This is a genomic window from Isoptericola sp. NPDC056605, assembly GCF_042792795.1.
In the GTDB taxonomy this organism is placed as follows: Bacteria; Actinomycetota; Actinomycetes; order Actinomycetales; family Cellulomonadaceae; genus Isoptericola.
The window spans coordinates 94859-116014 of the sequence record NZ_JBHTVT010000006.1; the positions used below are offsets into that span (position 1 = coordinate 94859).

General features: G+C 71.1%; 24 protein-coding genes, 1 tRNA gene and 2 pseudogenes. 14 read left to right on the plus strand and 13 right to left on the minus strand.

Annotated elements, in window-relative coordinates:
• Nucleotides 1-48: 48 nt before the first annotated feature.
• The 3 genes from ACFQ8Y_RS08355 (at nt 49) to ACFQ8Y_RS08365 (ending at nt 3381) form a co-directional block, all read left to right on the plus strand.
• Nucleotides 49-1863, plus strand: a complete 1815-nt coding sequence (locus ACFQ8Y_RS08355) for a choice-of-anchor I family protein (protein ID WP_430585172.1) — start codon at nt 49-51, stop codon at nt 1861-1863.
• 72 nt (nt 1864-1935) lie between these two features.
• A complete protein-coding gene (locus ACFQ8Y_RS08360; protein ID WP_430585173.1) occupies nt 1936-2607 on the plus strand; it encodes an ANTAR domain-containing protein in 672 nt (223 codons plus the stop codon).
• Between the two features lie 72 nt (nt 2608-2679).
• Nucleotides 2680-3381, plus strand: coding sequence for an ANTAR domain-containing protein (locus ACFQ8Y_RS08365; RefSeq protein ID WP_430551360.1), 702 nt, complete (start codon nt 2680-2682; stop codon nt 3379-3381).
• A gap of 13 nt (nt 3382-3394) precedes the next feature.
• Here the strand turns inward: ACFQ8Y_RS08365 and ACFQ8Y_RS08370 are convergent, their stop codons facing one another.
• Nucleotides 3395-4018 carry a PAS and ANTAR domain-containing protein gene (locus ACFQ8Y_RS08370; RefSeq protein WP_430551361.1) on the minus strand — a complete coding sequence of 208 codons (624 nt, stop codon included), beginning with the start codon at nt 4016-4018 and terminating at the stop codon, nt 3395-3397.
• 80 nt (nt 4019-4098) lie between these two features.
• Nucleotides 4099-4638, minus strand: coding sequence for a PadR family transcriptional regulator (locus tag ACFQ8Y_RS08375; RefSeq protein ID WP_430585174.1), 540 nt, complete (start codon nt 4636-4638; stop codon nt 4099-4101).
• Nucleotides 4639-4722: 84 nt separating this feature from the next.
• Here ACFQ8Y_RS08375 and ACFQ8Y_RS08380 point away from each other — a divergent pair, with 84 nt between their 5' ends.
• The gene (locus ACFQ8Y_RS08380) at nt 4723-5787 is read left to right on the plus strand and encodes a serine hydrolase domain-containing protein (RefSeq protein WP_430585175.1); all 1065 of its coding nucleotides are present in this window, start codon (nt 4723-4725) and stop codon (nt 5785-5787) included.
• Between the two features lie 6 nt (nt 5788-5793).
• On the opposite strand, the gene ACFQ8Y_RS08385 is transcribed toward ACFQ8Y_RS08380, so the two are convergent.
• Complete coding sequence (locus ACFQ8Y_RS08385) at nt 5794-6345, minus strand: hypothetical protein (protein ID WP_430585176.1); 552 nt, start codon at nt 6343-6345, stop codon at nt 5794-5796.
• 122 nt (nt 6346-6467) lie between these two features.
• Between ACFQ8Y_RS08385 and ACFQ8Y_RS08390 the strand changes: the two genes are divergently transcribed.
• Together ACFQ8Y_RS08390 and ACFQ8Y_RS08395 are read left to right on the plus strand one after the other, a co-directional pair.
• On the plus strand, nt 6468-6959 hold the full coding sequence (locus ACFQ8Y_RS08390; RefSeq protein WP_430585177.1) for a hypothetical protein: 492 nt from the start codon (nt 6468-6470) through the stop codon (nt 6957-6959).
• A 65-nt stretch (nt 6960-7024) separates the two neighbouring features.
• Complete coding sequence (locus tag ACFQ8Y_RS08395; RefSeq protein WP_430585178.1) at nt 7025-7624, plus strand: dihydrofolate reductase family protein; 600 nt, start codon at nt 7025-7027, stop codon at nt 7622-7624.
• Here ACFQ8Y_RS08395 and ACFQ8Y_RS08400 read toward each other — a convergent pair.
• The 3 genes from ACFQ8Y_RS08400 to ACFQ8Y_RS08410 all read right to left on the minus strand — a co-directional run bounded on the left by ACFQ8Y_RS08400 (nt 7606) and on the right by ACFQ8Y_RS08410 (nt 9457).
• Nucleotides 7606-8316, minus strand: coding sequence for a hypothetical protein (locus tag ACFQ8Y_RS08400; protein ID WP_430585179.1), 711 nt, complete (start codon nt 8314-8316; stop codon nt 7606-7608). The two genes, ACFQ8Y_RS08395 and ACFQ8Y_RS08400, sit on opposite strands and share 19 nt — an antisense overlap.
• A 57-nt stretch (nt 8317-8373) precedes the next feature.
• On the minus strand, nt 8374-8697 hold the full coding sequence (locus ACFQ8Y_RS08405) for a hypothetical protein (protein WP_430585180.1): 324 nt from the start codon (nt 8695-8697) through the stop codon (nt 8374-8376).
• Between the two features lie 91 nt (nt 8698-8788).
• Nucleotides 8789-9457, minus strand: coding sequence for a Type 1 glutamine amidotransferase-like domain-containing protein (locus ACFQ8Y_RS08410; RefSeq protein WP_430585181.1), 669 nt, complete (start codon nt 9455-9457; stop codon nt 8789-8791).
• Between the two features lie 127 nt (nt 9458-9584).
• Between ACFQ8Y_RS08410 and ACFQ8Y_RS08415 the strand changes: the two genes are divergently transcribed.
• Complete coding sequence (locus ACFQ8Y_RS08415; RefSeq protein WP_430585182.1) at nt 9585-10139, plus strand: GNAT family N-acetyltransferase; 555 nt, start codon at nt 9585-9587, stop codon at nt 10137-10139.
• A gap of 37 nt (nt 10140-10176) precedes the next feature.
• Nucleotides 10177-10614, plus strand: coding sequence for a hypothetical protein (locus ACFQ8Y_RS08420; RefSeq protein WP_430585183.1), 438 nt, complete (start codon nt 10177-10179; stop codon nt 10612-10614).
• A 107-nt stretch (nt 10615-10721) separates the two neighbouring features.
• On the opposite strand, the gene ACFQ8Y_RS08425 is transcribed toward ACFQ8Y_RS08420, so the two are convergent.
• Both ACFQ8Y_RS08425 and ACFQ8Y_RS08430 read right to left on the minus strand, forming a co-directional pair.
• Complete coding sequence (locus ACFQ8Y_RS08425; RefSeq protein WP_430585184.1) at nt 10722-11165, minus strand: DUF4304 domain-containing protein; 444 nt, start codon at nt 11163-11165, stop codon at nt 10722-10724.
• A 680-nt stretch (nt 11166-11845) separates the two neighbouring features.
• The gene (locus ACFQ8Y_RS08430; RefSeq protein WP_430585185.1) at nt 11846-12271 is read right to left on the minus strand and encodes a hypothetical protein; all 426 of its coding nucleotides are present in this window, start codon (nt 12269-12271) and stop codon (nt 11846-11848) included.
• Between the two features lie 99 nt (nt 12272-12370).
• On the opposite strand from ACFQ8Y_RS08430, the gene ACFQ8Y_RS08435 reads away from it, so the two are divergent.
• The 5 genes and pseudogenes from ACFQ8Y_RS08435 (at nt 12371) to ACFQ8Y_RS08455 (ending at nt 16241) form a co-directional block, all read left to right on the plus strand.
• A complete protein-coding gene (locus ACFQ8Y_RS08435; protein ID WP_430585186.1) occupies nt 12371-12592 on the plus strand; it encodes a hypothetical protein in 222 nt (73 codons plus the stop codon).
• 321 nt (nt 12593-12913) lie between these two features.
• Complete coding sequence (locus tag ACFQ8Y_RS08440; protein ID WP_430585187.1) at nt 12914-14692, plus strand: ATP-dependent endonuclease; 1779 nt, start codon at nt 12914-12916, stop codon at nt 14690-14692.
• Nucleotides 14693-14780: 88 nt separating this feature from the next.
• Nucleotides 14781-14942: pseudogene (locus tag ACFQ8Y_RS08445) on the plus strand (IS5/IS1182 family transposase); the annotation flags it as partial.
• 116 nt (nt 14943-15058) lie between these two features.
• A pseudogene (locus ACFQ8Y_RS08450) lies at nt 15059-15373 on the plus strand (DUF6228 family protein); the annotation flags it as partial.
• 349 nt (nt 15374-15722) lie between these two features.
• Complete coding sequence (locus ACFQ8Y_RS08455; protein WP_430585188.1) at nt 15723-16241, plus strand: DUF402 domain-containing protein; 519 nt, start codon at nt 15723-15725, stop codon at nt 16239-16241.
• Nucleotides 16242-16358: 117 nt separating this feature from the next.
• Here the strand turns inward: ACFQ8Y_RS08455 and ACFQ8Y_RS08460 are convergent.
• The 5 genes from ACFQ8Y_RS08460 to ACFQ8Y_RS08480 all read right to left on the minus strand — a co-directional run bounded on the left by ACFQ8Y_RS08460 (nt 16359) and on the right by ACFQ8Y_RS08480 (nt 20436).
• A tRNA-Ser gene (locus ACFQ8Y_RS08460) sits at nt 16359-16448 on the minus strand.
• Between the two features lie 149 nt (nt 16449-16597).
• Complete coding sequence (locus ACFQ8Y_RS08465) at nt 16598-18406, minus strand: glycosyl hydrolase family 18 protein (protein ID WP_430585189.1); 1809 nt, start codon at nt 18404-18406, stop codon at nt 16598-16600.
• 136 nt (nt 18407-18542) lie between these two features.
• A complete protein-coding gene (locus ACFQ8Y_RS08470; RefSeq protein ID WP_430585190.1) occupies nt 18543-19406 on the minus strand; it encodes an SDR family oxidoreductase in 864 nt (287 codons plus the stop codon).
• Between the two features lie 48 nt (nt 19407-19454).
• Nucleotides 19455-20165, minus strand: a complete 711-nt coding sequence (locus ACFQ8Y_RS08475) for a PAS and ANTAR domain-containing protein (RefSeq protein WP_430585191.1) — start codon at nt 20163-20165, stop codon at nt 19455-19457.
• Between the two features lie 91 nt (nt 20166-20256).
• Nucleotides 20257-20436 carry a hypothetical protein gene (locus ACFQ8Y_RS08480; RefSeq protein ID WP_430564379.1) on the minus strand — a complete coding sequence of 60 codons (180 nt, stop codon included), beginning with the start codon at nt 20434-20436 and terminating at the stop codon, nt 20257-20259.
• A gap of 148 nt (nt 20437-20584) precedes the next feature.
• Here ACFQ8Y_RS08480 and ACFQ8Y_RS08485 point away from each other — a divergent pair, with 148 nt between their 5' ends.
• Nucleotides 20585-21154: a DUF2231 domain-containing protein gene (locus ACFQ8Y_RS08485; protein WP_430585192.1), complete on the plus strand. Its 570-nt coding sequence runs from the start codon at nt 20585-20587 to the stop codon at nt 21152-21154.
• The last annotated feature ends 2 nt before the right edge of the window (nt 21155-21156 follow it).

The following is a 21156-nucleotide window of genomic DNA, read 5'->3' on the forward strand; positions in this document are numbered from 1 at the left end:
GTCACCCCGACGGCGCGCTCGGCGCGCGCCCCGGCCCCGGAGGACCCCTTGCGCACACCGCTCCCCCGCACCCTGTTCCCCCGCACCCCGCGACGCGCCGTCGTCGCCGGCTGCGCCACCGCCCTCGCCGTCGTGCTGACCGTGCCCGTCGCGCTCACCGCGTCGGCCCACCGCGACGTGACGCCGGGCGCCGGCGTCGTCGCCGACCCGGTCGCGCTGTCGGCCGACGACGCCCGCGTCGCCCTCACGCCCCTCGGCTCGTACGCCACGGGCGTGTTCGACGAGTCCGCGGCGGAGATCGTCGCCTACCACGCCCGCTCGGAGCGGCTGTTCTCCGTGAACGCGCAGGCGGGCGAGGTGACCGTGCTCGACGTCGGGCGCCCGTCGTCGCCCCGCAGGCTCTTCGCGCTCGAGACGACGGGGGTGCGCGCCGCGGACGGCTCGACCGTGCCCGACGGCGCGGTCGCGAACTCGGTCGCCGTGCGCCCGGACGGGCTCGGCGTCGTCGCGGTGGAGTCGCCCGACAAGGTCTCCGACGGCTGGCTGGTGCTGTTCGACGCCGCCGGCGCCGGCGAGGCGATCGGCGCGTGGCGCGTGGGCGCCCTGCCCGACATGGTGACGATCACGCCCGACGGCCGCAGCGCCGTCGTCGCGAACGAGGGCGAGCCGGCCGACGACTTCGGCGTGGACCCCGAGGGCACCGTGTCCGTCGTCGCGCTCCCCGACCGCGTCTCGGGGCGGAAGGCCCCGGCCGTGCGCCAGGCCGCGGTCCGCACCGCGACGTTCCACGCCTTCGAGGGCGACCGGCTGCCCGACGGCGTCCGCGTCTTCGGGCCGGACGTCGCCGGACCGGACGGGTCGCTGGAGCACCGTGTGTCGCGCAACCTCGAGCCCGAGTACGTGACGGTGTCGAAGGACTCCCGCACCGCGTACGTCGCGCTCCAGGAGGCGAACGCCGTCGCCGAGGTCGACCTGCGCAGCGCCCGCACCACCGACCTGTGGTCGCTCGGCAGCAAGGACCACTCCGTGCCCGGGCAGGGCATCGACCCCTCGGACAAGGACGGCGGGGCCGCCGTCCGCGAGGTGCCCGTCCGGGGGCTGTACATGCCCGACGGGATCGCGTCGTACTCCTCCCGCGGCCAGATCTACCTCGTCACCGCGAACGAGGGCGACGCCCGCGAGTGGGGCGACTACGTCGAGCCCGCGCGGGTCAAGGACCTGGGCGACGACGGCCTCGCGCCCGTGTGCGAGGACTCCCCTGCCGCCGGCCTGCTCGGCGACGCGGACCTCGGCCGGCTGAACGTCACGACGGCGTCCGGCCTGCGCGCCGACGGCTCCTGCTACGAGGAGCTGTACGCCTTCGGCGGCCGGTCGTTCTCGATCTGGAGCACCGACGGCGAGCTCGTCTTCGACTCCGGCGACGAGCTCGAGCGGGTCACCGCGGACGCGCTCGGCGACGCGTTCAACACCAACCACACCGAGACGAAGGGCGACGGCCGCAGCGACGACAAGGGCCCCGAGCCGGAGAACCTCACCATCGGCGAGGTGTCGGGTCGCACGTACGCCTTCGTCGGCCTGGAGCGTGCGGGCGGCGTCGTGGTCTACGACATCACGCGGCCCGAGCGGGCCGCGTTCGTCACCTACGTCTCGAACCGCGACTACGGGGTGTCCGTCGAGGACGCGATCGACGACGGCGCCACCCCCGCCGACGCGCTGGCCGGCGCCGGCGACCTGGGCCCCGAGGGCCTGGCGTTCGTGCCCGCGTCGGACTCCCCCACCCACCGGCCGCTGCTCGCCGTCGCGAACGAGGTCTCCGGCACGACGACGCTCTTCCAGGTGGACCGGCTGGTCGGTCGCCGCTGAGGTGCACCGCTGACGGGCACCGTCGAGGAGACCCGCGGGACGGGGCCGGGGCGCGCGGGTAGCGTGACGCCCATGACCCTGTCCCGCTACCTCGACGAGTGCGCGATCCGTGCCGCGGCCGTGCTCGGCCACGGCGTCGAGGCGAGCATCAGCCTGCGCGAGCACGGCATCTCGCTGCGCGCCGGCAGCAGCACCCCCGGCGCGGGCCGCTGCGACCAGGCCGAGGCGCGCGCCGACACCGGGCCCTGCATCGACGCGATGCGGCGGGGCACGGTGCTGACCACGAGGCTCGCCGACATGGTGCCCGGCTGGGAGGCCTGGCAGGCGGCCGCGGAGGCCGAGGGGTTCGTGCAGGCGCTCGCCGTCCCGGCCGAGGTGGGCCCCGGCGCGCGCGTGGCGATCAACGTGTACAGCCGCACGCCCGGGGACTGGCCCGCCGGCCTGGTCGACGCCGCCGTGGGGCACGCCGCGCTCGCGGCGGACGCCGTGCGTCTCCAGCTCCAGTTCGCCGACCTCGGGGACGCCGTCGCCGGCCTGTACCGCACCATGACCGACCGGGCGACGGTCGAGCAGGCGGTGGGCGCGATCATGGCGTCGAACGACTGCCCCGAGGACGAGGCCCGCGCCGTGCTGCGCACGGCGGCGGACCGCCGGGGGCTCACCGAGCGGGAGGTCGCCGAGGCGATCGTGCGGACCCTCGTCCTGGGCGGCGAGGGCGACGTCATCGGCGACCTCGACCGCTGAGCCGGCGTCGCGCTCCGTGTGCATCGCCTATCGGTGCCACACTGGCCGGGAGGCGACAGGACGGAGCGATCGGTGAACACCTCCGAGCTGCTGGGCCTGCTCGCGCGGACCCTGGCCGGACTCGACCCTGACGCGACGGTCGCGGCGCGGATGTGCCGGGCGTGCACCACGATCCTCGGCGCGCAGGGTGGCAGCCTCACGCTCGCCACCCTGGCGGGCGAGCCGGTTGCCGTGACCAGCACGGACGCCGTCGCGGCGCGGGTCGAAGGCATCCAGGAGGTGCTCGGCGAGGGTCCTGGGCGGCAGGCGTTCGAGCACGACACGATCGTCTCCGCGCCCCTCGGCCTCGGGGACGACGACCCGTTCCCCGTGTTCTCGCAGCTCGCCGGCGAGGCCGCCGGCGACGGCAGGTGGTTCGGCATCCCCATGCACGTCGGCGGCCAGCCGGTCGGGGTGCTGGGCCTCGTGGTCGGCCCGGGGCGGGTGCTGGCGCGGGACGTCGAGGACGCGCAGTTCCTCGCGGACGCCATCGGCACCGCCGTGCTCGGGGAGATCGACCAGGTCGGCTGGTCCGCACGGGCGCGCGTGGACCAGGCCACGGGCATGGTGTCCGCGCAGCTGCGGCTCCAGCCGCACGACGCCCTCGCCGTCCTGCGCGCGCACGCGTTCGGGCGGGGCAGCGCGCTCGAGGACGTCGCCGAGGACGTGGTGGCGCGGCGGCTCAGCTTCGCGGACGAGACCGGGCCCGTCGAGACGCGCCGGACCGAGGACTGATCGCGCCCGCGGATCAGCCGCGGCGCAGCACGCGGTCGAGCGTCGCGCGGCGGTCGACGTCGCGGCGGTGCGCGACGTCGACGACGGCGCTCGCCAGGTCCCGCACGGCCACGTTGTGGTCGTTCGACGCCGACCTCATCAGCTCGAAGGCGGCGTCGATCTCGACGTCGTAGACGACGGCGAGCACGCCCTTCGCCTGCTCGATGACGCCGCGGGTCGTCGCCGCCGCCCGGATGTCGGCGGAGGCCCGCGCGCCGGCCCGCTTCGCGACGTCCGAGGTCAGGTCGAGGAAGTAGCCCGCCGCCTCGTCGCGGTGCTGGTCGTCCTCCGCGCTGGCCACGACGGCGACCGTGAGCTCGCGGCGTCGTGCCGTCACGATCCGGTGCACGCTCGAGAACGCCCCCGTCGCGGGTGCCGTCCTGAGGGCGGCGCGGACGTCGTCGCGGTCGTCCGGGTGGGTGTGGGCGAGGACGAGGTCCGTGGTGGGCACCACCTCGTGCGGCTCGAAGCCGTGCAGGCGGAAGACGCCGTCCGACCAGGTCCAGCTGTCGGACGACAGGTCGAGGCGGAAGGAGCCCACCAGGCGTGGAGCACGGAGGCCCGAGGGCTCACCGGTCACGGTGGTGTCTGTGGGCACAGTCGCCTCCGACACTGCTCAGAGCGGACCGGCCACTGCTTGACCGGCGGCACGACAATAGCAAGCGCACCACCTGTCGCTCACGGCGTGCCGGTGTCGTGCTCCCGCCCGTAGCGGCGGAACCACTCGCGGGCGAACCGGCCCGAGGCGAGGCCGTAGTCGAGGGTGGCGCGCTGGAAGGCGAACACCTCGCCGAGCTCGTCGGGGACCTCCTGCACGGCGAGCTGCTGTTCGAGCGCCTCCAGCCGCGCGACGTCCTGCTCGACCCGTGCCGTGAGCCGCGGCAGCACGGCGGCGCGCTCGTCCGGCTCGAGCAGACCGAGGAAGAACAGGCGCGGCAGGACGGCGGCCTCCGCGTCGGGACCCGTCACCGGGCCGGTCAGCCAGGCACGGAAGTCCGCGCGTCCGGCGTCGGTGACGCGGTAGGTCTTGCGGCCGCGCGCGCCGGGCGTGACGTCGGCGACCTCGATGAGCCCGCCGGTCAGCAGCGTCTCCAGCGCGCGCCGGATGCTGCCCGAGCTGGCGCTGTAGAACAACGAGACCGACGCCTCGAAGTGCTTGACGAGGTCGTACAGGCTGGCCGGCCGCAGCAGGAGCAGCCCGAGGATCACGTGCGCCATGGTCCGACCCTAGACCGTTGACCCTCATAGACCTGTCTAGTAGACATGTCTATGAGACAGGTTGGGAATGTCGGAGGAGGAGCCATGAGCACGTCACGCGAGGTCGACCGCCTGAGGTCGGCGCTGGACAGGATCGCCCGACGGCGCCCGTCGATGCCGCCGCCCCAGGTGCTCGTCGTCGCGCCGGGCCTGGAGCTCGAGTCCGGCGGGTCGCGGCCGTTCCACGCGGCCAGCGTCGGCAAGGTCATGACCGCCACGCTCGTCGCGACGCTCGTCGAGCAGGGACGCCTCGGGTTCGACACCCCCGTGGGGAAGGTGCTCCCGGGGAGCGAACTCGACGGCCTCCCCGCAGCCCCCGGCGTCGACCTCGGCACCGACGTCACCGTCGAGCACCTGCTCACGCACACCAGCGGGCTGCCCGACCTCTTCGAGCCGTCGGGCCTCCGCGAGACGCCGTACTCGATCGAGGTCACGGCCGGGCGGCCCGACCGGCGGTGGACGCCCGCGACGCTGCTCGACGAGGTGCGCGGCCACCCCGCCGTCGGGCGTCCGGGCGAGCGGTTCTGCTACGGCGACCCGGGCTTCGTCCTGCTGGGGAGGGTCGTGGAGGAGGTCACCGGGGGCCGGTTCAACGACGTCCTGCGCGAGCGGGTCCTCGCCCCCGCGGGGATGGAGCGCAGCTCGACCCCGTACACCGACGTCGGCACGCCCGACGACCTCGCCGCCCTCGACGTCGCGCCGTTCTGGATCGGCGACCACGAGCTCAGCCGCGCCCTCAGCATGAGCCTCGACTGGGCCGGCGGCGGCATCGTCGCCCCGCCGTCCGACCTCGTGGCCTTCCAGCGCGCCCTGCACGGTGGCCGCCTCGTCTCCCCCGCGACGCTCGCCTGGATGAGCCGGCCCCGGCACCGGCTGCGGCGCGGCATCCACTACGGGGCCGGCACCGTCACGATCCGGTTCGGTGAGTTCACCCCGCCCTTCCTGCGCGGGCTCCCCGAGCCCGTCGGCGGGCTGGGGCACTTCGCCACCCACCTGTTCTTCTACCCGCGCCAGGACGCCCACGTGGTGCTGAACTTCCACGCCTACCGGCGCATGAACCAGTCGTTCATGACGCACGCCCGCATCGCGCGGCTGCTCGCCAAGCGGTGAGGGCGGTCAGCCGCGCCGCACCCGCACCCGCACCCGTCGGACGACGCGCGGCACCTGGAGCACGACCAGCGCCACGAGCGCCCCGCCGCTGACGGCGTACAGGACCGGCGGGACGGCGGAGTGGTCACCGCCGGTGATCATGAAGGTGTCGGCGAGGTTCATGCCCATGCCGAAGCTGCCCCAGAAGTACGCCGGCGCGCCCAGCGCAAGTACGGCGAGCTGCCACGTCACCGCGGTGTCGGGGGCCACCCGCCGCCGGAGCGCGACGGCGCACCCCGCGACCGACAGCCCGACCCCGAGCGCGGCCCACGCCACCAGGAACGGGACGTTGCCCACCACCGTCCAGCCCGCCGCCGCCAGGGTCCCGAAGATCTCCGCCTGGGTCATGCCGGGCATCGCCGCCAGCGGCTCCAGCACCAGGATCGTCAGCACCATCACCGTCGCGTAGCACGCCACGAGCGCCGGGCCGAGCGGGAGCCACCACATGCCCCATCGTGTCCAGGCGGCGTCGTACGACCGCGGTGCGGGGACGAGGACCGGCGACGGTCGTGGGTGCATCTGGACTCCGGTGTCTCGGGCGGGCTCCCCGGATCGTACGGCGGCCCGGCGCGACGACGCCCTGCCGCCGCGATCCCTCCTCGACATCCCCACCGACGGTCGAGGACCGCTACGTTCGTGCCATGTCGAGGACCAGCCGACGTCGGAGCGTGCTCGCCACCTGCCTCGTCGCAGTGACAGCAGTGCTCGCCGGGTGCGGCGGCCTCGCCGATGCGCTCCGCCCCACTGCCTACTGCTCCCCCGAGGACCCGGTCGTGAACCCGACGAGCGCCGCTCCCGGCGACGAGCTGACGTTCGTGGTCAGCGGTGTCGGCCACCATGCCGAGTGCTCGTCCACGTTGCCGGGCGGTGCCCGGTACGGGATCTCGATCGGCTCGCGGGTGGATGGGACGGGCAATGACGACCTCGGCAGCCGCTACTACTCCGCCAGCGTCGCGGTTCTCGATCCCGACGACGCTGGCGCCGCCGAGGCCACCGTCCGAGTGCCGGACGACATGCCCATCGGCGAGGCGCGGATCTCCGTCGACCTCCAGGGCGCCAAGACGCTCTGCGAGATCGACCCGAGCGCGTCCTGCGCACCGGACCCGTTCGCCGTCGTGGGGATCGTCGACTGAAGGCCCCTTCCCTCGCCGACCCCGGGCCGGCGATGAGTTCGCGCTGTCGTAGCGGTCCGCCATCCATGACCAGAGTGGTGGGCGACATCTCGATCTCGTTGGACGGGTTCGTCACCGGGCCGAACCCGGGGCCCGAGAACGGCCTCGGCGACGGCGGCGAGGCGCTGCACACGTGGGCGTTCAGCGACGACCCGGTGGACCGGGAGCAGCTGCGCTCCGCCACGGCGAGCAGCGGCGCCGTCGTGCTGGGGCGGAACCTGTTCGACGTCGTCGACGGGCCGCAGGGCTGGAACGACGAGGTGGGCTACGGCGCCCGCGAGGTCGGCCGGCCTCCGTTCTTCGTCGTCACGAACAACCCGCCCGTACGCACGCGGCTCGCGTTCTGGACGTTCGTCACCACCGGCCTGCGCGACGCCGTCGCGCAGGCCCGTGAGGCGGCGGAAGCCGGCGACGGAGACCGGGACGTCGTCCTCATGGGCGGCGGCGCGACCGTCGGTTCCGCGCTGGACGCCGGCCTGCTCGACGTGTTGAGCCTGCACCTCTCCCCCGTCGTCCTCGGCGACGGGACGCCGCTCTTCGTGGGCGGCCACCGCCACGCCCTGGTGCAGCGCAGCGCGACGCCGTCGACGACGGCGGTGCACGTGGTCTACGACGTCGTCCGCTGAGCGTCGCTCAGCACGAGGCCGTCGAGCGCGCGGCGCAGCGCGTCCGTGTCCGGTCCGGGCACGAAGGCGGGGATGCGCAGGAAGTCCTCGAGGTCAGCGCGGGAGAAGTCGGCGAGCAGGTCCGTCCGGCCGTCGCGGATGGACTCGAACACCGTGGGGCCGTGCACGAAGACGGGGTCGGTGAGCCGGAGCTCGCCGTCCGCGGTCTGCAGGATGTTGCCGGGCCGGATGTCCGCGCCGCCCCACAGCCGGTAGCGGCGGGCGCCGGCGGCGAGCAGGTCCTCGATCCGCCGGCGCAGGTCGACGACGTCGGGGTGGTCGGCGAGCTCGGCGCTCGCGCCGGCGGGCGGCGTCGGGTCGGACGCGCTCGTGATGCCGAGGGACGCGACGAGGTCCCGGGCGCGGCCCTCGTCCGCCGGGTGGAGCCGCTCCATGACGACGACGTAGCCGCGGTGGCGGAGCGGGACGACGCCGTCCACCCGCACCAGGAACGGGTTCGGCGGTCCGGCGAGGCAGGCGTCGGCGAACATCCGGAACGCCGGGTCGAACGGCGTGACGCGCGCGGCGAGCGTGCCGTCCGGGGACGCGAGCACCCACGCCCAGTCGCCGGTCCCGATCTCCCGCCAGCCGGCGGCCTCGAGGGCGGCGCGGGCGTCGTCGGCGGTGGCGTCGGGGGCGAACGTCGGGAGCACGCCTCAGCATCGCCGGTGCCCGGCCGCTTCGTCAGGTTCTTTCTGCCTGGGGCACCGTCAGCGGGGCGTGAGCACCTCGAGCAGCAGCACGACGACGGTGGCGGCCGCCGCGAGCGAGACCACCAGCAGCGGCGACCGCCGTCCGCGCACCAGCCCGCGGACCTCCGCGACGACGACCCACACGAACAGCACCGCGGACAGCAGCCGGAAGAGCGCCGGCAGCACCTCCGGCGACTCGACGACGTTCTGCACGTGGCGCCACCACGTGGTCACGAACAGCCCCGCGAGGCCCGCCTGGATGAGCGCGACGCCGACCACCGCTGCTGCGCGGAGCGGGCTCGGTCCCTGCTCGTCCGGGTATCCGTCGTGGTGCGTGGTCATGCGGTGCTGGTCTCCTGCTGAGGGGGGCCGTCGGGCCGGGTGACGCCGGCCGGTGCCCGGCCGCCGCAGGCCAAGGTACAGCGCCCGCGGGTCAGGCCAGCTTCCGCCACGTCCCCTCGGACACGACCTCGACGGCGCCGTCGGCGACCACGAACGCCGTCTCGTCGTCGACGGCGTAGGCGGGCCCGCCGAGCCTCGCCGCCCACCGTTCGGCCGCGGCCTCCGTGTTGTCGGGCAGGTCGGGATGGCCGAGGTGGGGGAACATCGAGAAGTCGACGACGCCGAGCGTGGCGGCGTCCTCGCCGTCGGGCGGCAGCCAGCCGACGAACTCCTCCCCGATCGCGGGCGTCATCACCATGCTTCCGCCGCTCATCCCGACCCACACGGTGTCGTCCAGCGTGGGCAGCAGGTCGGCCAGGCCCGAGCGGCGCATCCAGTACGCGAGGTAGCCGGCGTCGCCGCCCGCGGCCAGCAGGACGTCCGTCTCCCGCACCAGCGGCACCCAGCGCTCCTCCGGGATGCTCGGCAGCGCGGTCAGCTCGAGCACGCCCACCGACCTCCAGCCGAGGCCGGTCATGTGGTCCGTGGTGCCGGTGATGAAGTTCCACGCGTTCCGTCCCGGGCCCACCCACGGGTGCCCGTACAGCGCGGTGGGGATGGCGAGGGCCGTGCAGTCCGCGACCGGTCGTGGGAGCAGGTCGTCCAGCGCGGTGCGGATGGTCGCGTTCCGCACGCCTGCGGACGTCAGCAGCAGCTTCATGGTGCGCCTCTCGGTCGACGGACACCCTGCAGACGGTGCGACGACGGCGGAATCATCGGCGCGACGTCGTGCGGTCGGACGGGGAATTCGCCGTGACGGCCGCACCGCATTCGCTCACGATGGGCGCATGCCGCTGCCCACCCCCACGCTGACCACCGACCGTCTGCGGCTGCGGCCGGTCGCCGACGACGACGCCGACGCCCTGTACGCGATGCACAGCAGCGCCCACGTGCTGCGCTACTGGGACTCCCCGCCGTGGACCGACCGGGCCCGCGCCGACCGCTTCGTCGCCATGTCCCGGACGATCGAGGAGGAGGGCACCGGCGCCCGGGTGGCCATCGACCGCACCTCCGACGGCGCCTTCGTCGGCTGGTGCGGCCTGTTCGAGTGGAACCCCGACTTCCGCAGCGCGACGCTGGGCTACTGCCTCGGCGAGTCGATGTGGGGCCACGGCTACGCGACCGAGGCCGCGCGAGCCCTGCTGGGATGGGGCTTCGACACGCTGCCCCTCAACCGCGTCCAGTCCGAGACCGACACCCGCAACGCGGCGTCAGCCCGCGTCCTGGAGAAGCTGGGGTTCGTGCACGAAGGCACCCTCCGCGAGGACTGCGTCGTCAACGGCGACGTCTCCGACTCCTGGGTGTTCGGGCTGCTCCGGCGGGACTGGGAGGGTCGTCGCTAGCCGCAGGCCCAGGGGCAACCTGGCTACGGTGTTCCTCGTGACAGAAACCAGCCGTGGATCTCGGTGGTTGCGGACGCGCATTGGCCTTGCGCTCGTTGTCGCCCTGTTCACGGGCTTGTTCGCGTACGTGTTCGCATACGTGTGGACGGACGAACTCGTCGACGGCAGCCCGTACGCCATCGCGGACCCGGCGGGCACCGGGGTCGAGGGCGCCCTGGCGGGTCTGCTCCCCGTGGTAATCGGCCTGGGGCTCTGCGTGCCCATCCTCTGGAACACCGGAGCGGCGTGGTGGTGGCCGGCACTCCTCGTCGTCGCAGGCGGCGGAGTCGGTGCCGTCGCTGGCGTGTCCACCCGCTTCGCTGAAGGCATGCCGGCGTGGGCACCAGCGATCCTCGCGGCCGTCGCGCTCGCGGGAGCAGTCGGCCTGGTAGCCGATGCCCGGTCGCGTCTGCGCGCGGCGAGTACCCACGCGTAGCGCTCAGCGCTCGTGGACCAGCCCGGGAAAGGCAGCTCTAGACAGCCCCGGACCGCCTGAGCGATGCCGAGAGACTGAACCGGTCGGGTCGCGGGGCGAGCTGGCGTTCAGGTCCTCGCGGCGACCTCACGCTCCAGGAACGGCAGCCCGTGTTCGCCCACCATCGTCAGGAAGTCACGACAGGTCGCATCGTCGTCCCTGCCATCCGCGGAGAGTGGCCACCAGCAGTCACCGACGCCGGCAACAAGTCCGATCCGCTCGTTGCAGACATCCGCGACCGGGGTAAAGATGTTGGGGGTCGGTTTGGCTCCGATATCCGGCCACAACGCCAGCGCTTGCTCCCAGGCGCTCCGACTCACCACGTTCAGGTTCGCAGTGAATTGCACAGCTGTGCGGTCGCTCCACTTGTGGCGCTGCAACCCGAGCTGCGCCCAACAGGACTCACTCGGAAGCGTGTAGATCTGACCCGATCCACGCAGCCCCATCGACCGCAGGGCAGGGGCAAGACGATCCCGAACGACGGCTCGAAAGTGCTCCTGTGCGGTGATCACGCGGGGACCCTACAACGTGCACGATCGGGTGCGCAGGACGACTGAAGCGCCACCCGCGCCGCCAAGTTCAGCCGTTGTCGACGGTTGATGCGCAAGCATCAAGCCAGCCTGTGTGTCCGTCGCCGACATACGTCCTCTCGCCGGCGGGACCGGCTGGGACACTCGGAGGCACCGTACCGATAGCGGAGCACAGAGGTCGGCGGAGGTCCGGGTCAGCGGTGGCCATAGGCCTTCGCGCAGCGACGCCGCAGGCGACCTTGATGCGAACCGGAGCCAGACGGATCCTCGGCTCTCTTCGGGCGGCGGTAACGGTGGGCTTGAAAACGGTGCGTTGGCCCGCCCTGTTCGCACGGGTCGTTCTGGCATCTGACCTGGCCTTTTACGGCGCTGGCCGTTGGACCGGGTTGCACCCGCCGGCACCGATCCGCCGTCCAAAACGGAGGCAATCCGGCGACCTGTCGGCACCTCGGCGGGTTGGGACACTCGGAGGCGCCGTACCGATAGCGGAGCACAAGAGGTCGGCGGAGGCCCGGGTCAAGGGTGGCCGCAGGCCATCGCGCAGCGACGCCGCAGGCGCCCTTGATGCGGGCCGGAGTCGGCCGGATGCTCGGCGATCGGTACGGGGCTGCAACGCAAGATCGTTCGAGTGCCCACGCCTCACTGGCGTGGCTGAGACGGACCTAGTCCTCGTCTGCCACCCAGTAGATTGCCGAACCCATCGTGCCGATGACGGCAAGCCCCGCATCGAAGGTGTGTTCAGTCGCGGGATCCCAACCGAACGCCGTCCGGTCCGGCAGGTCTGGGCTGTTAGTCGCAAAGCGAACGTCGTATCGACCGAATGCTCGTACGAACTCGCCAGCGAGCCAATCCGCGCGGTGCTGTGTCATAACCTCGCTCTTGTAGGCCAGGTCGAAGCGGAGCAGTCCCGCAAGGAATCGCTCGGCGCGTCCGCGGTCGATCTCCACCCATGCCCGGCCGAGTGGCGTCAGTCCGGCCGCGGTCGCCAGTTCGTCAAAGTCGCGCGCGCCGCTCGCCAGGGCGGTGAGCCAGACACGCGTCGCGGGCCGATCACACATCATCTGGTGCACGTCGGCGCGAAGCGTCACGCCGCCAGACTACAAGCATGTGCCGCAGGCGCCGTTGACGCGGGCCGGGATCTAGGCAGATGTGCCCGAGCTGTCGAACGACTTGCAAGAATCCGGCACATGACCGCGACGGTAGTGGGTGCCCTTCTTCTTGCCATCGGCCTGATCTGGAGCGTCGGTGAACCCGGCGTCGACACAGCCGTGCTCTTCATCGCTTCGGGGACAGTCATCTTCGTAGTCGGCCTGATCCTGAACTCGGGCGCGGGAACCCGCCAGGAGCTCGTCGGGATTCGGGCCGAGCTCGAGGCGTTGAACCGTAGCCGCAACCAGCCGGGCGAGTAGCTACTACCTGGCGCAGATGGCCGTGTAGGCGGTCCTGGGGAGACTCGGGACCGCCTTCGCCGTTCCGGGAGGCCGAACGGGTGGGGTGCGCGAAGCGAGCCTGCGAGCGGAGCGCGGGGCCCCGCCCGGCAGGCCGACCGCGCGGCGGAGCCGCGCCTTGAGTCAGTAGAGAAAGTACTCACAGCGCGGGCGGTGCCGAGCACGGCGCGCACAGTGGCCTGCCCAGTCCGCAGGCACCTCGCCGCCAGCGACTTCACCCGGCTGACTGATGGTCAAGGTAAGGGGAAGGATCCAGACTAGAGAGCGTCGAGAGGAAGAGTCGTGCCTGAGAATGACTACTACGAGCCGCTAGTCACCGGAATCGGATTGTCCGGATACAGATCATTTGCTTCATGGCAGCAGGTTCGCTTTCCCACGAAAGTCACGGTAATTGCGGGGATAAACAACTCCGGGAAGTCAAACATTCTCCGCTTCCTCCAGGCTGTGGCACCTTCGATTCAAGGGTCGCCGAATCGAGGCCAAGGCTTGTCGCGCCCAAAACTTGCCGACATCGACCTGCCACGAGGTTTTGACGGAAGCGCTACATTTGAAATCGGAATGCCCATAAGAATCGATCGATCTGCCGCGTCCGACCCGAGAAAGTCGAGAATCTACTCAGGTTCGCTAACTGATTATCAAATGGCGGCGATGACTCTCCTCCAAGAAGAGGACGAAGACTTCTATTGGACACGATTTGCCCTCGTGGATGGAAACCTTTCCGTCCACCCGCAGCGAATTGAGCAAGCAATGCGCGAGTGGCCTGACTGGGACAGCACCTATCGTCCGGCGCTTAACGCTCTCAATGGCGGCACGGTCGATTCAACCGACGTGATGCGCCGAATCCTAAACTCTATACCGCTTCGCCCCATGCCCCCTGTCGTAACCATCTCAAGCTCGCGACGTGTCGAAGCCACAGATGATCTCGAGCCGGACTGGCTCTCCGGACGAGGCATCATCCGAGCCTTGGCCGAAATTCAGAATCCGCCACATGACAAATGGAGCGAAGCCCAGCCGCGGTGGGCGGCAATAAACAAATTTGTTAGAACAGTAATCGGCGACAAGGAGGCTTCGCTAAATATCCCGTTCGATTTCTCTACTATACAGGTCGAGACGCCACAAAGAGTTCTGCCGTTGAGTAGCCTTGGCAGCGGTATTGAACAAGTGATCGTGCTTGCCGCCGCCGCTACGGTTACGACCAAGTCGCTGGTATGCGTAGAAGAACCAGAGACCAACTTGCATCCACTGCTTCAAAAGAAGCTGGTCCGATACCTTACCGACGAGACGGACAACCAGTACGTCATCGCAACTCACTCTTCGCATCTCCTCGACGACGCGCGGGCGACCGCATATCACGTTCGACTGACAGACCGCGGCAGCGCGGTTAGCCTTGCACGAAGGGACCACGAACTTGTACAAGTTTGCAGCGACCTTGGCTACCGCCCATCCGATCTTCTTCAGGCCAACTGTGTGATATGGGTTGAGGGCCCTTCAGATCGTACTTATATCCGCCGCTGGATCGAGCTCGTCGACTCAGGACTCTCCGAAGGCATTGATTACTCCATGATGTTCTACGGCGGGCGACTGCTGTCACACCTTTCTGTGAGCGAGAGCGCCCTGGACGATTTCATAAGCCTGCGGCACCTCAACCGGCACAGTGCGGTCGTGATTGACTCGGACAAGCTCTCGTCGCGTGCGCACATCGGCCAGACAAAGAAACGCATCAAGAGCGAGTTCGAACGCGATTTTCCTGCACCTGGTCACGCATGGGTTACCAATTGCTACACCATTGAGAATTATATCGACGAAGGTCTCATGAAGAAGGCGGTAGAGTCAGTCCACAAGCGAGAAACATACGGCCCGGTAGGACAGTGGGACAACCCGCTGGCAGCGCGCTCGACTGGCGGATCTTTCGACAAGATCGCGATTGCCGATGTCATTGCGGGCCTCCTCGACGAGACCAGCCTCGACCGCTTCGGGTTGCGGAAAGAGATCATGAAGCTCTGCGCCTTTATTCGAACCGCCAGCGGCAATTCGGTCGATCGTGATCCTAGTGTCAGGTGAGGCGTCTCACCAGGAACGCTAGCGGGGCCACCTGGGCGCGTCATCGATCACTCTTTCGATGTATCCCTGTTCGATCAACCTGCCATAGGCGCTTAGCGCTTCTGCCTACAGGCGACGCAACGTCGTCGAGCGGTCCTTCAACCTGCTCAAGCAGTGGCGCGGGCTGGCCACCCGCTACGACAAGCACGCCGTCGTCTATCGGGCCGGAGCGGTACTGGCAGCGATCGTCAGCTGGTTGCGATCCCAGTAGGTTGGCCGAGTGCTCGAACAGGCTGTGGTGCGAATTCCCGCTTCGACCGGCTTGACGCTGGAGTTCGAGCAATCGTTTCCATACGGCCCCGATGACCCACACGTGTCCGGGTCCTCGTCCGGGCGATCGGAGACGATCTGAGGGTCGAGCAACAGGCGATTCTCCTAGGTACCGGCGGGTTCTCGGCGTTCTTGTATGGTCTCTACGACGATTTTCGTGGGTGGCCCGGTGAACGTACCTGGCAGTCGCTCGAGGACGAGCTGCGCGTTGCTGCGCGACACGACGGTCACGTCCATCTCCGCTGGGAGATTACGAACAGACCGTACGACGACGACTCGTGGACCTTCTCGACGACAACGCGCCACGGAGCCGGTGAGGACGTGCGCCGCTTGGCCGATGCGTTTCACGCGCTCCTCAACACGTCGACCTGACCGCCCGAGGTTGGTGCCATCAGAGCAATCACGAGGCTGCCCCGAGCAAGACTCGTTAGGAGACACGCCCTAGCTCCGCGACGCCCAGGCCGCCATCGGCACCAAGGTCACGCCGCACGACTTCCGCCGCACCGTCGCCACCCAGGTTGCCAACTCGACCACCATCGCCAACGCGACGGCACTGCTCGGTCTGCCGACGAGGGCACCACCGTGCGGCACTACGTGAAGCGGACCCACGTCGCCCCGGACCTGCGGACAGTGATCGACCAGCTCGTCACCCAGGAGTCGACGTCGGGCGTCCCGCTGCGACAACAGGAAGGGCATCTCGAACCGGTAGAGGACGGACAGAATGGACCCCATGCTCAGGATGTCTAAGGAAAAGGTCTCGCTGATCGACGGAACCTGCGCGGAGCGGTTCAGCTGGCCGGTCGAACGTCTCGGCCAGGACGAACACGGCACCTGGCTTGGCGCGCGGAGCGGGAACCCGGTCCGTCAACCCGATGGACGCCGCGAGGAACCTCAGGAACACGATGCTGTCTGGCTGATCGCGGAGGGGGCCTGGTGGCTGCCCGCCTTCTGGTTCACCGACACGACCGACCTCACGATCGATGTCTGCACACCGCCGAGGCTCGATGGAGGCGTGTGGTCCTACGTCGACCTGGAGCTGGACCTGTTTCGCAGCGCCGACGGCCGCGCCGGCATCGTCGACCAGGACGAGTTCGACGAGCTGGCTCTGTCTGGGCACCTCACCGACAGCCAGGTGATGACCGCAAGCGAGGTCGCGCAAGCGTTGCTGCCTCTGGTGCAGTCGGAGGCAGAGCCCTTCGGCGGAGCGGCGAGAGCCTGGCTGCGGTCACTTCGCTCCTGACGGTTCTCGTCGGTCCCCACCGGGCTGACGAAGAACCGCAAAACGGAGTGAAAAAGGAGTACTGGAAACGACGAAGGACCCCACAGCCGCAGAATGTCGCGGGTGGGGCCCTTCGGGTGGCGGTAGCGGTGGGATTTGAACCCACGGTGGACTTTCACCCACACACGCTTTCGAGGCGTGCTCCTTAGGCCGCTCGGACACGCTACCTCGCCGGACGAACCGGCCCACCGAGGATACCCAACGAACCGGCAGACCCGAAATCCGGCGTCCGCGGCCGGCCGGTAGTGCCTCCCGTCCCCCGGTCGTACGCGGCGCGCACTACCTGGCGACGGGAGGCACTACCTCGCGCGGAGGCGTCAGACGCAGGGCGTTCCGGCGTCCCACGCGCCCTTGACGTCGCTGCCGGGCAGCTCGCCACGGGTCCACCACTGGGCGGTGTGGTTCACGCCGGCGCGGGAGACGACGTCACCGGTGGAGTACGTCTTGCCCGCGTCCAAGGCCGGGCCGCAGTCCTCGGCGGCGACGGGGTGGTCGCCGTGCTGGCCGACGACCTTCCACGGGTCCTTCTTGGCCGCCACGGACGCGGGGGCGACGCCGCGCGTCCACCACTTGGCGGCGTACTCGACGCCGTCGTGCGAGACGACGTCGCCGGTCGTGTAGACGCCGGTCGGGTACCAGGGGGCGGCGCCGTCGCCCTCGACGAGGGGCCCGGGCGTCGCGGCCTGGAAGGTGCGGACCAGCGCGGAGCTAAGGTCGCGATCGGCGTCGCCGGCGATGTCCCAGAGGTAGGCGCCGCCGAAGCCGTTCTCGGCGAGCCACTCGGCCTTGGCCGTCACGGAGCGCGGGGTGTCGAGCGTCCACCACTCGTCGCCGTTGAAGTAGTAGCTCTGCCCGGCCTGCTCGTCGTAGTGTTCGGTGAAGCCGCCCTCGGCGAACCGGTCCTGGAGCTGCGCGTAGTACGTGAACGGCAGCGATCCGCCGCTGGCGGGCGCGCCGGGCGTCGGGTCGTCGACGCCCTTCCACCCGTACCCGTACGCGGCCAGGCCGAGCACGAGCTGGTCGCCGCGGTACCCGGCATTCTTGTACGCGTTCATGAGGCCGTCGGCGGCGAGGCCCCAGTTGGCCGACTGGCTCGGGTCGTCGTACGAGGGGTACTCGTGCAGGTTGCCCTGGTGGCCGGTGCTGCCCGCCTGCCACGGCCCCACGTAGTCGTAACCCTGGATGTTGAGGAAGTCGACGACGGCGGCGAGCCGCGGGTCGACCCAGCCACCCTCGGTGCGGCCCGCCCACGACGCGGGCGCGAAGCCGGTGATGAGGTAGTCCTCGCCGGTGGTGGCGGTGCGCGCGTCGAGCTCGGCGCGCAGCAGCTCCGCGAAGGACAGGAAGTTCTCCTTGTCCTCCTCCGGGTGGTCGCTCGGGTGCTCCCCGCCCACGACGGGCCACTCCCAGTCGATGTCGAACCCGTCGAAGATGCCGGCCGCGACGCCGTCGCCGCCCTTGACGCCGTGCTCCGGGTCCTCGACGACGGGCAGGTTCCCGTCGAGGTACAGGTCGATGCACGAGTCGACCAGCCGCTGCCGGCTCTCCGGGCTGCGGACCGCCTCGGAGAAGTTGTCCGACCAAGTCCAGCCGCCCAGGGAGATCAGCACCTTCAGGCCGGGGTTCGCCGCCTTGAGCTTCTTGAGCTGGTTGAAGTTGCCCGCCAGCGCCTGGCCCGCGCCGTCGGCCACGCCGTCCACGGCCTGGCCGGCGCCCTTGAGCTGCACGTAGTCGTTGAGCGGGTCGCCCTCCATGTGCCCCTCGGGCAGCCCGGTCTCCGGGTCGACGGCGCCCTCGTCCGGGTCGACGCGGTCGGTGATGTCGCAGACGAGGTCGGTCGTGACGTTGCCGAAGGCGTAGTTGAGGTGGGTGAGGTCCTCGACCGCCCCGGAGCGCTGGAGGTCGGCGACCTCGAACCCGACGTCCTGCGGGCCCCAGCCCGGGAAGTAGGCGGGCGTCTTGAAGCCGTTGACGCCGTCGGCGTCGTGCACGGAGGCTGCGCCGGGCAGGGGCGGGGTCGACGGCGCGGGGGCGGCGGAGGCGCCTCCGGCGGTCAGCCCGACGACGGCGGCGGCCGCGGCGAGGGTGAGGGCGCCGTGGCGGCGCGGGGACGGTCGGTGTCTCATCGGGAGCCTCGTTGCTTCCTCCGGGCGCACCCGGATCAGGATTTGTTCGGGCTCCTGCACAATAGCGTGGACGGCACGGGGTGGCCAGGCCCTGCACGGCTCGATCCCAGGTCAGACCGGGTGCCCGGTCAGGCGGTCAGAACACCGCCTTGCCGCCCGTGACGCCGACGACGGTCGCCGAGACGTAGCTCGCGTCGCGTGGGGAGGCGAGGAACACGAACGCCGGCGCGACCTCCGCCGGCTGCCCGGCGCGACCGAGCGGCGTGTCCTGGCCGAACTTCTGCAGCTTCTCCTCCGGCTGCGTGGCCGGCTGCAGCGGCGTCCAGATCGGGCCGGGGGCGACGGCGTTCACGCGGATGCCGCGCTCCCCGAGCTCGCCCGCCAGGTTCACCGTGATGTTGTTGATGGCCGCCTTGGTCGACGCGTAGTCGAGCAGCGACGACGACGGCTGGTACGCCTGGATGGACGAGTTGTTGATGATGCTCGACCCCTCGCCCAGGTGCTTCAGCGCAGCCTGCGTGACCCACAGCAGCGCGTACAGGTTGGTCTTCAGCACCCGGTCGATCTCGTCGGTGGTGATGTCCTCCACGGAGTCGCGCCGCGCCATCTGGAACCCGGCGTTGTTCACGAGGACGTCGAGGCCGCCGAGCTCCGCCGCCGCCCGGTCGGGCAGGCCGCGCGCCGTCGGCTCGTCGGTGAGGTCACCGGGCAGCAGCGCGACCTTCCGGCCCGCCTCGCGTACCCAGCGCGCCGTCTCCTGGGCGTCCTCCTCTTCCTCCGGCAGGTACCCGATCGCGACGTCGGCGCCCTCGCGCGCGAACGCGATCGCCACGGCCCGGCCGATGCCGGAGTCGCCGCCGGTCACGAGGGCGCGCAGCCCGTCGAGCCGGCCGGAGCCTCGATAGCTCTGCTCCCCGTGGTCCGGGGTCGGGGTCATCGCGCCGGTGAGCCCCGGCGGTTCCTGCTGCTGGGCGGGGAACGACTGCTGGTCGTCGGCCATGCTGTCCTCCTCGGGTCGTGGGTCGTGGGTCGTGCGTGCGGTCCGGCGTCACGCGGCCCGGCGGCGCGCGAGCTGCGCCTCGTGCACGTGCGGCCGCTTGGCGGGCCGCACGGCCTCGAGGGCCTCCCGGACGGCCTGCTTCGCACCGCGGCCGAAGCCCTCGCCGGCGGCCAGGTGCGCCATCAGCTGCGTGGCGGCCTCGCGCAGCGTGGCGCCGGTGGCGCCCGCCGCCTCGGCGAGCAGGTTCTCCGCCGTGTCCTCGTCCACGCCGTGCACGGCCATCAGCACGCCCTTGGCGCGCTCGATGGCGGCGGCGGAGACGAAGGCGCTGTCGAGGGCGCGGCGCACGTCGCGCTGCACCGCCTCGCGCTGCACCGGCGTGACGTCGACGACGTATCCCGCGACCTCGGGCGGCCCGTCGCCGCGGACGCGCCGGGCCTGCGCCGTGACCAGCAGGGTCCGCGTGCGGCCGTGGGCGTCGACGACGCGCCGGGCCGTCACGACCGGTCCGCCGGAGCCGAGCGCGCGGGCGGCGTCGTGCACCACGCGATCGCGATCGTCCGGGTGCAGCTTGGCCTCGAGGGTCTCCGGACCGGGCTCGAGCGCTCCTGGCTGGTGGCCGAGCATCGCGTCGACCTCGTCGGACCACCACCAGCGTCCCGTCCCTGCCTCGGCCCGGTAGGAGCCCGTGAGCAGGTGGGTGCCGACCGCGAGCGCCGAGACGAGGTGGTCGGTGCCGGCGGGAGTTGTCGTCGTCATCGTGACCTCCGAAGTGGGAGGGTCGGTGCCGCTTCCTGACGCCGGACCTTCACGCTAACGCCGGCGTCCGAGGACGTCCACCGGGCCCGCCTCATCCGGCGTCGAAACGGTCCTCGCCCTCCTCGTCGGGGTCGTCCTTGGGCTTCTCGCCGGGCACCGCCCCGACGTCGGCGGCCTTGCCGTCGCCGTCGTGCGCCGCCCGCTCGCGCTCGGCCTGGCGGCTCGGGTCGTCCTCGTCCGCGCGGTTCCGCTCGGTGGGGTGCTCGCTCATGCGTGTCCTCCTCGGTCTCGGCACGTCGTCCCAGCCTGGGGTGGGTCCGGTCTCCCCGCACCCGGGCGCTCGACGGCGAGCACCGGGCACCCGTCCTACGGTCGAGGGGTGGCGTCGAGGAGTGGCGTCGACTCCAGGAGGAGGCACGATGCCCGCCCACCAGCCCGCACCCCCGCCCACCGACCGGACGTTGCCGCGCCTCGCCGCCGAGCTCGAGCGCGCGGAGCGCCTCGACCCGTTGGCGGGCCTGTACGACCGGATCTCCCGCGCGGTCGTGCCCTCGCCCGGCCGCGTGCGCGACGAGCTGCGCGGCCGTTCCGTCGGCCACCCCGTGCACAGCGTGCTCACCGACCTGCCGATCGGGCTGTGGACGAGCGCGGTCGCGCTCGACCTCACCCGCCCTCAGGGGCACGCCGACGCCGCCCGTCGCCTGGTCGGCCTGGGGCTGCTCGCGGCCCCGCCGACGGCCCTGACCGGCCTCGCCGACTACCGCGCGCTGAGCGTGCCCGCCCGCCGGGTGGCCGTCGTGCACGCCACCTGCAACGGGGTCGGCACGCTGCTGGCGCTCGCCTCGTGGCGCGCCCGGCGTGCCGGCAAGGCCGGGCTGGGCACGCTGCTCAGCCTCGCCGGCATGGGCGCCATCGGCGCGGGCGGGTACCTCGGGGGCCACGTCGCGCAGGCGATGCGGGAGCCCCGGCACGTCCCCGGGGCCCGGTGAGC

Excerpts from the sequence above, each read along its gene's own strand:
- ACFQ8Y_RS08360 (WP_430585173.1), top strand. The coding sequence starts at position 1,936 with ATGACCCTGTCCCGCTACCTCGACGAGTGCGCGATCCGTGCCGCGGCC.
- ACFQ8Y_RS08375 (WP_430585174.1), bottom strand. The coding sequence starts at position 4,638 with ATGGCGCACGTGATCCTCGGGCTGCTCCTGCTGCGGCCGGCCAGCCTG.
- ACFQ8Y_RS08380 (WP_430585175.1), top strand. The coding sequence starts at position 4,723 with ATGAGCACGTCACGCGAGGTCGACCGCCTGAGGTCGGCGCTGGACAGG.
- ACFQ8Y_RS08385 (WP_430585176.1), bottom strand. The coding sequence starts at position 6,345 with ATGCACCCACGACCGTCGCCGGTCCTCGTCCCCGCACCGCGGTCGTAC.
- ACFQ8Y_RS08390 (WP_430585177.1), top strand. The coding sequence starts at position 6,468 with ATGTCGAGGACCAGCCGACGTCGGAGCGTGCTCGCCACCTGCCTCGTC.
- ACFQ8Y_RS08395 (WP_430585178.1), top strand. The coding sequence starts at position 7,025 with ATGACCAGAGTGGTGGGCGACATCTCGATCTCGTTGGACGGGTTCGTC.
- ACFQ8Y_RS08405 (WP_430585180.1), bottom strand. The coding sequence starts at position 8,697 with ATGACCACGCACCACGACGGATACCCGGACGAGCAGGGACCGAGCCCG.
- ACFQ8Y_RS08410 (WP_430585181.1), bottom strand. The coding sequence starts at position 9,457 with ATGAAGCTGCTGCTGACGTCCGCAGGCGTGCGGAACGCGACCATCCGC.
- ACFQ8Y_RS08415 (WP_430585182.1), top strand. The coding sequence starts at position 9,585 with ATGCCGCTGCCCACCCCCACGCTGACCACCGACCGTCTGCGGCTGCGG.
- ACFQ8Y_RS08435 (WP_430585186.1), top strand. The coding sequence starts at position 12,371 with ATGACCGCGACGGTAGTGGGTGCCCTTCTTCTTGCCATCGGCCTGATC.
- ACFQ8Y_RS08455 (WP_430585188.1), top strand. The coding sequence starts at position 15,723 with ATGGACCCCATGCTCAGGATGTCTAAGGAAAAGGTCTCGCTGATCGAC.
- ACFQ8Y_RS08465 (WP_430585189.1), bottom strand. The coding sequence starts at position 18,406 with ATGAGACACCGACCGTCCCCGCGCCGCCACGGCGCCCTCACCCTCGCC.
- ACFQ8Y_RS08470 (WP_430585190.1), bottom strand. The coding sequence starts at position 19,406 with ATGGCCGACGACCAGCAGTCGTTCCCCGCCCAGCAGCAGGAACCGCCG.
- ACFQ8Y_RS08475 (WP_430585191.1), bottom strand. The coding sequence starts at position 20,165 with ATGACGACGACAACTCCCGCCGGCACCGACCACCTCGTCTCGGCGCTC.
- ACFQ8Y_RS08480 (WP_430564379.1), bottom strand. The coding sequence starts at position 20,436 with ATGAGCGAGCACCCCACCGAGCGGAACCGCGCGGACGAGGACGACCCG.
- ACFQ8Y_RS08485 (WP_430585192.1), top strand. The coding sequence starts at position 20,585 with ATGCCCGCCCACCAGCCCGCACCCCCGCCCACCGACCGGACGTTGCCG.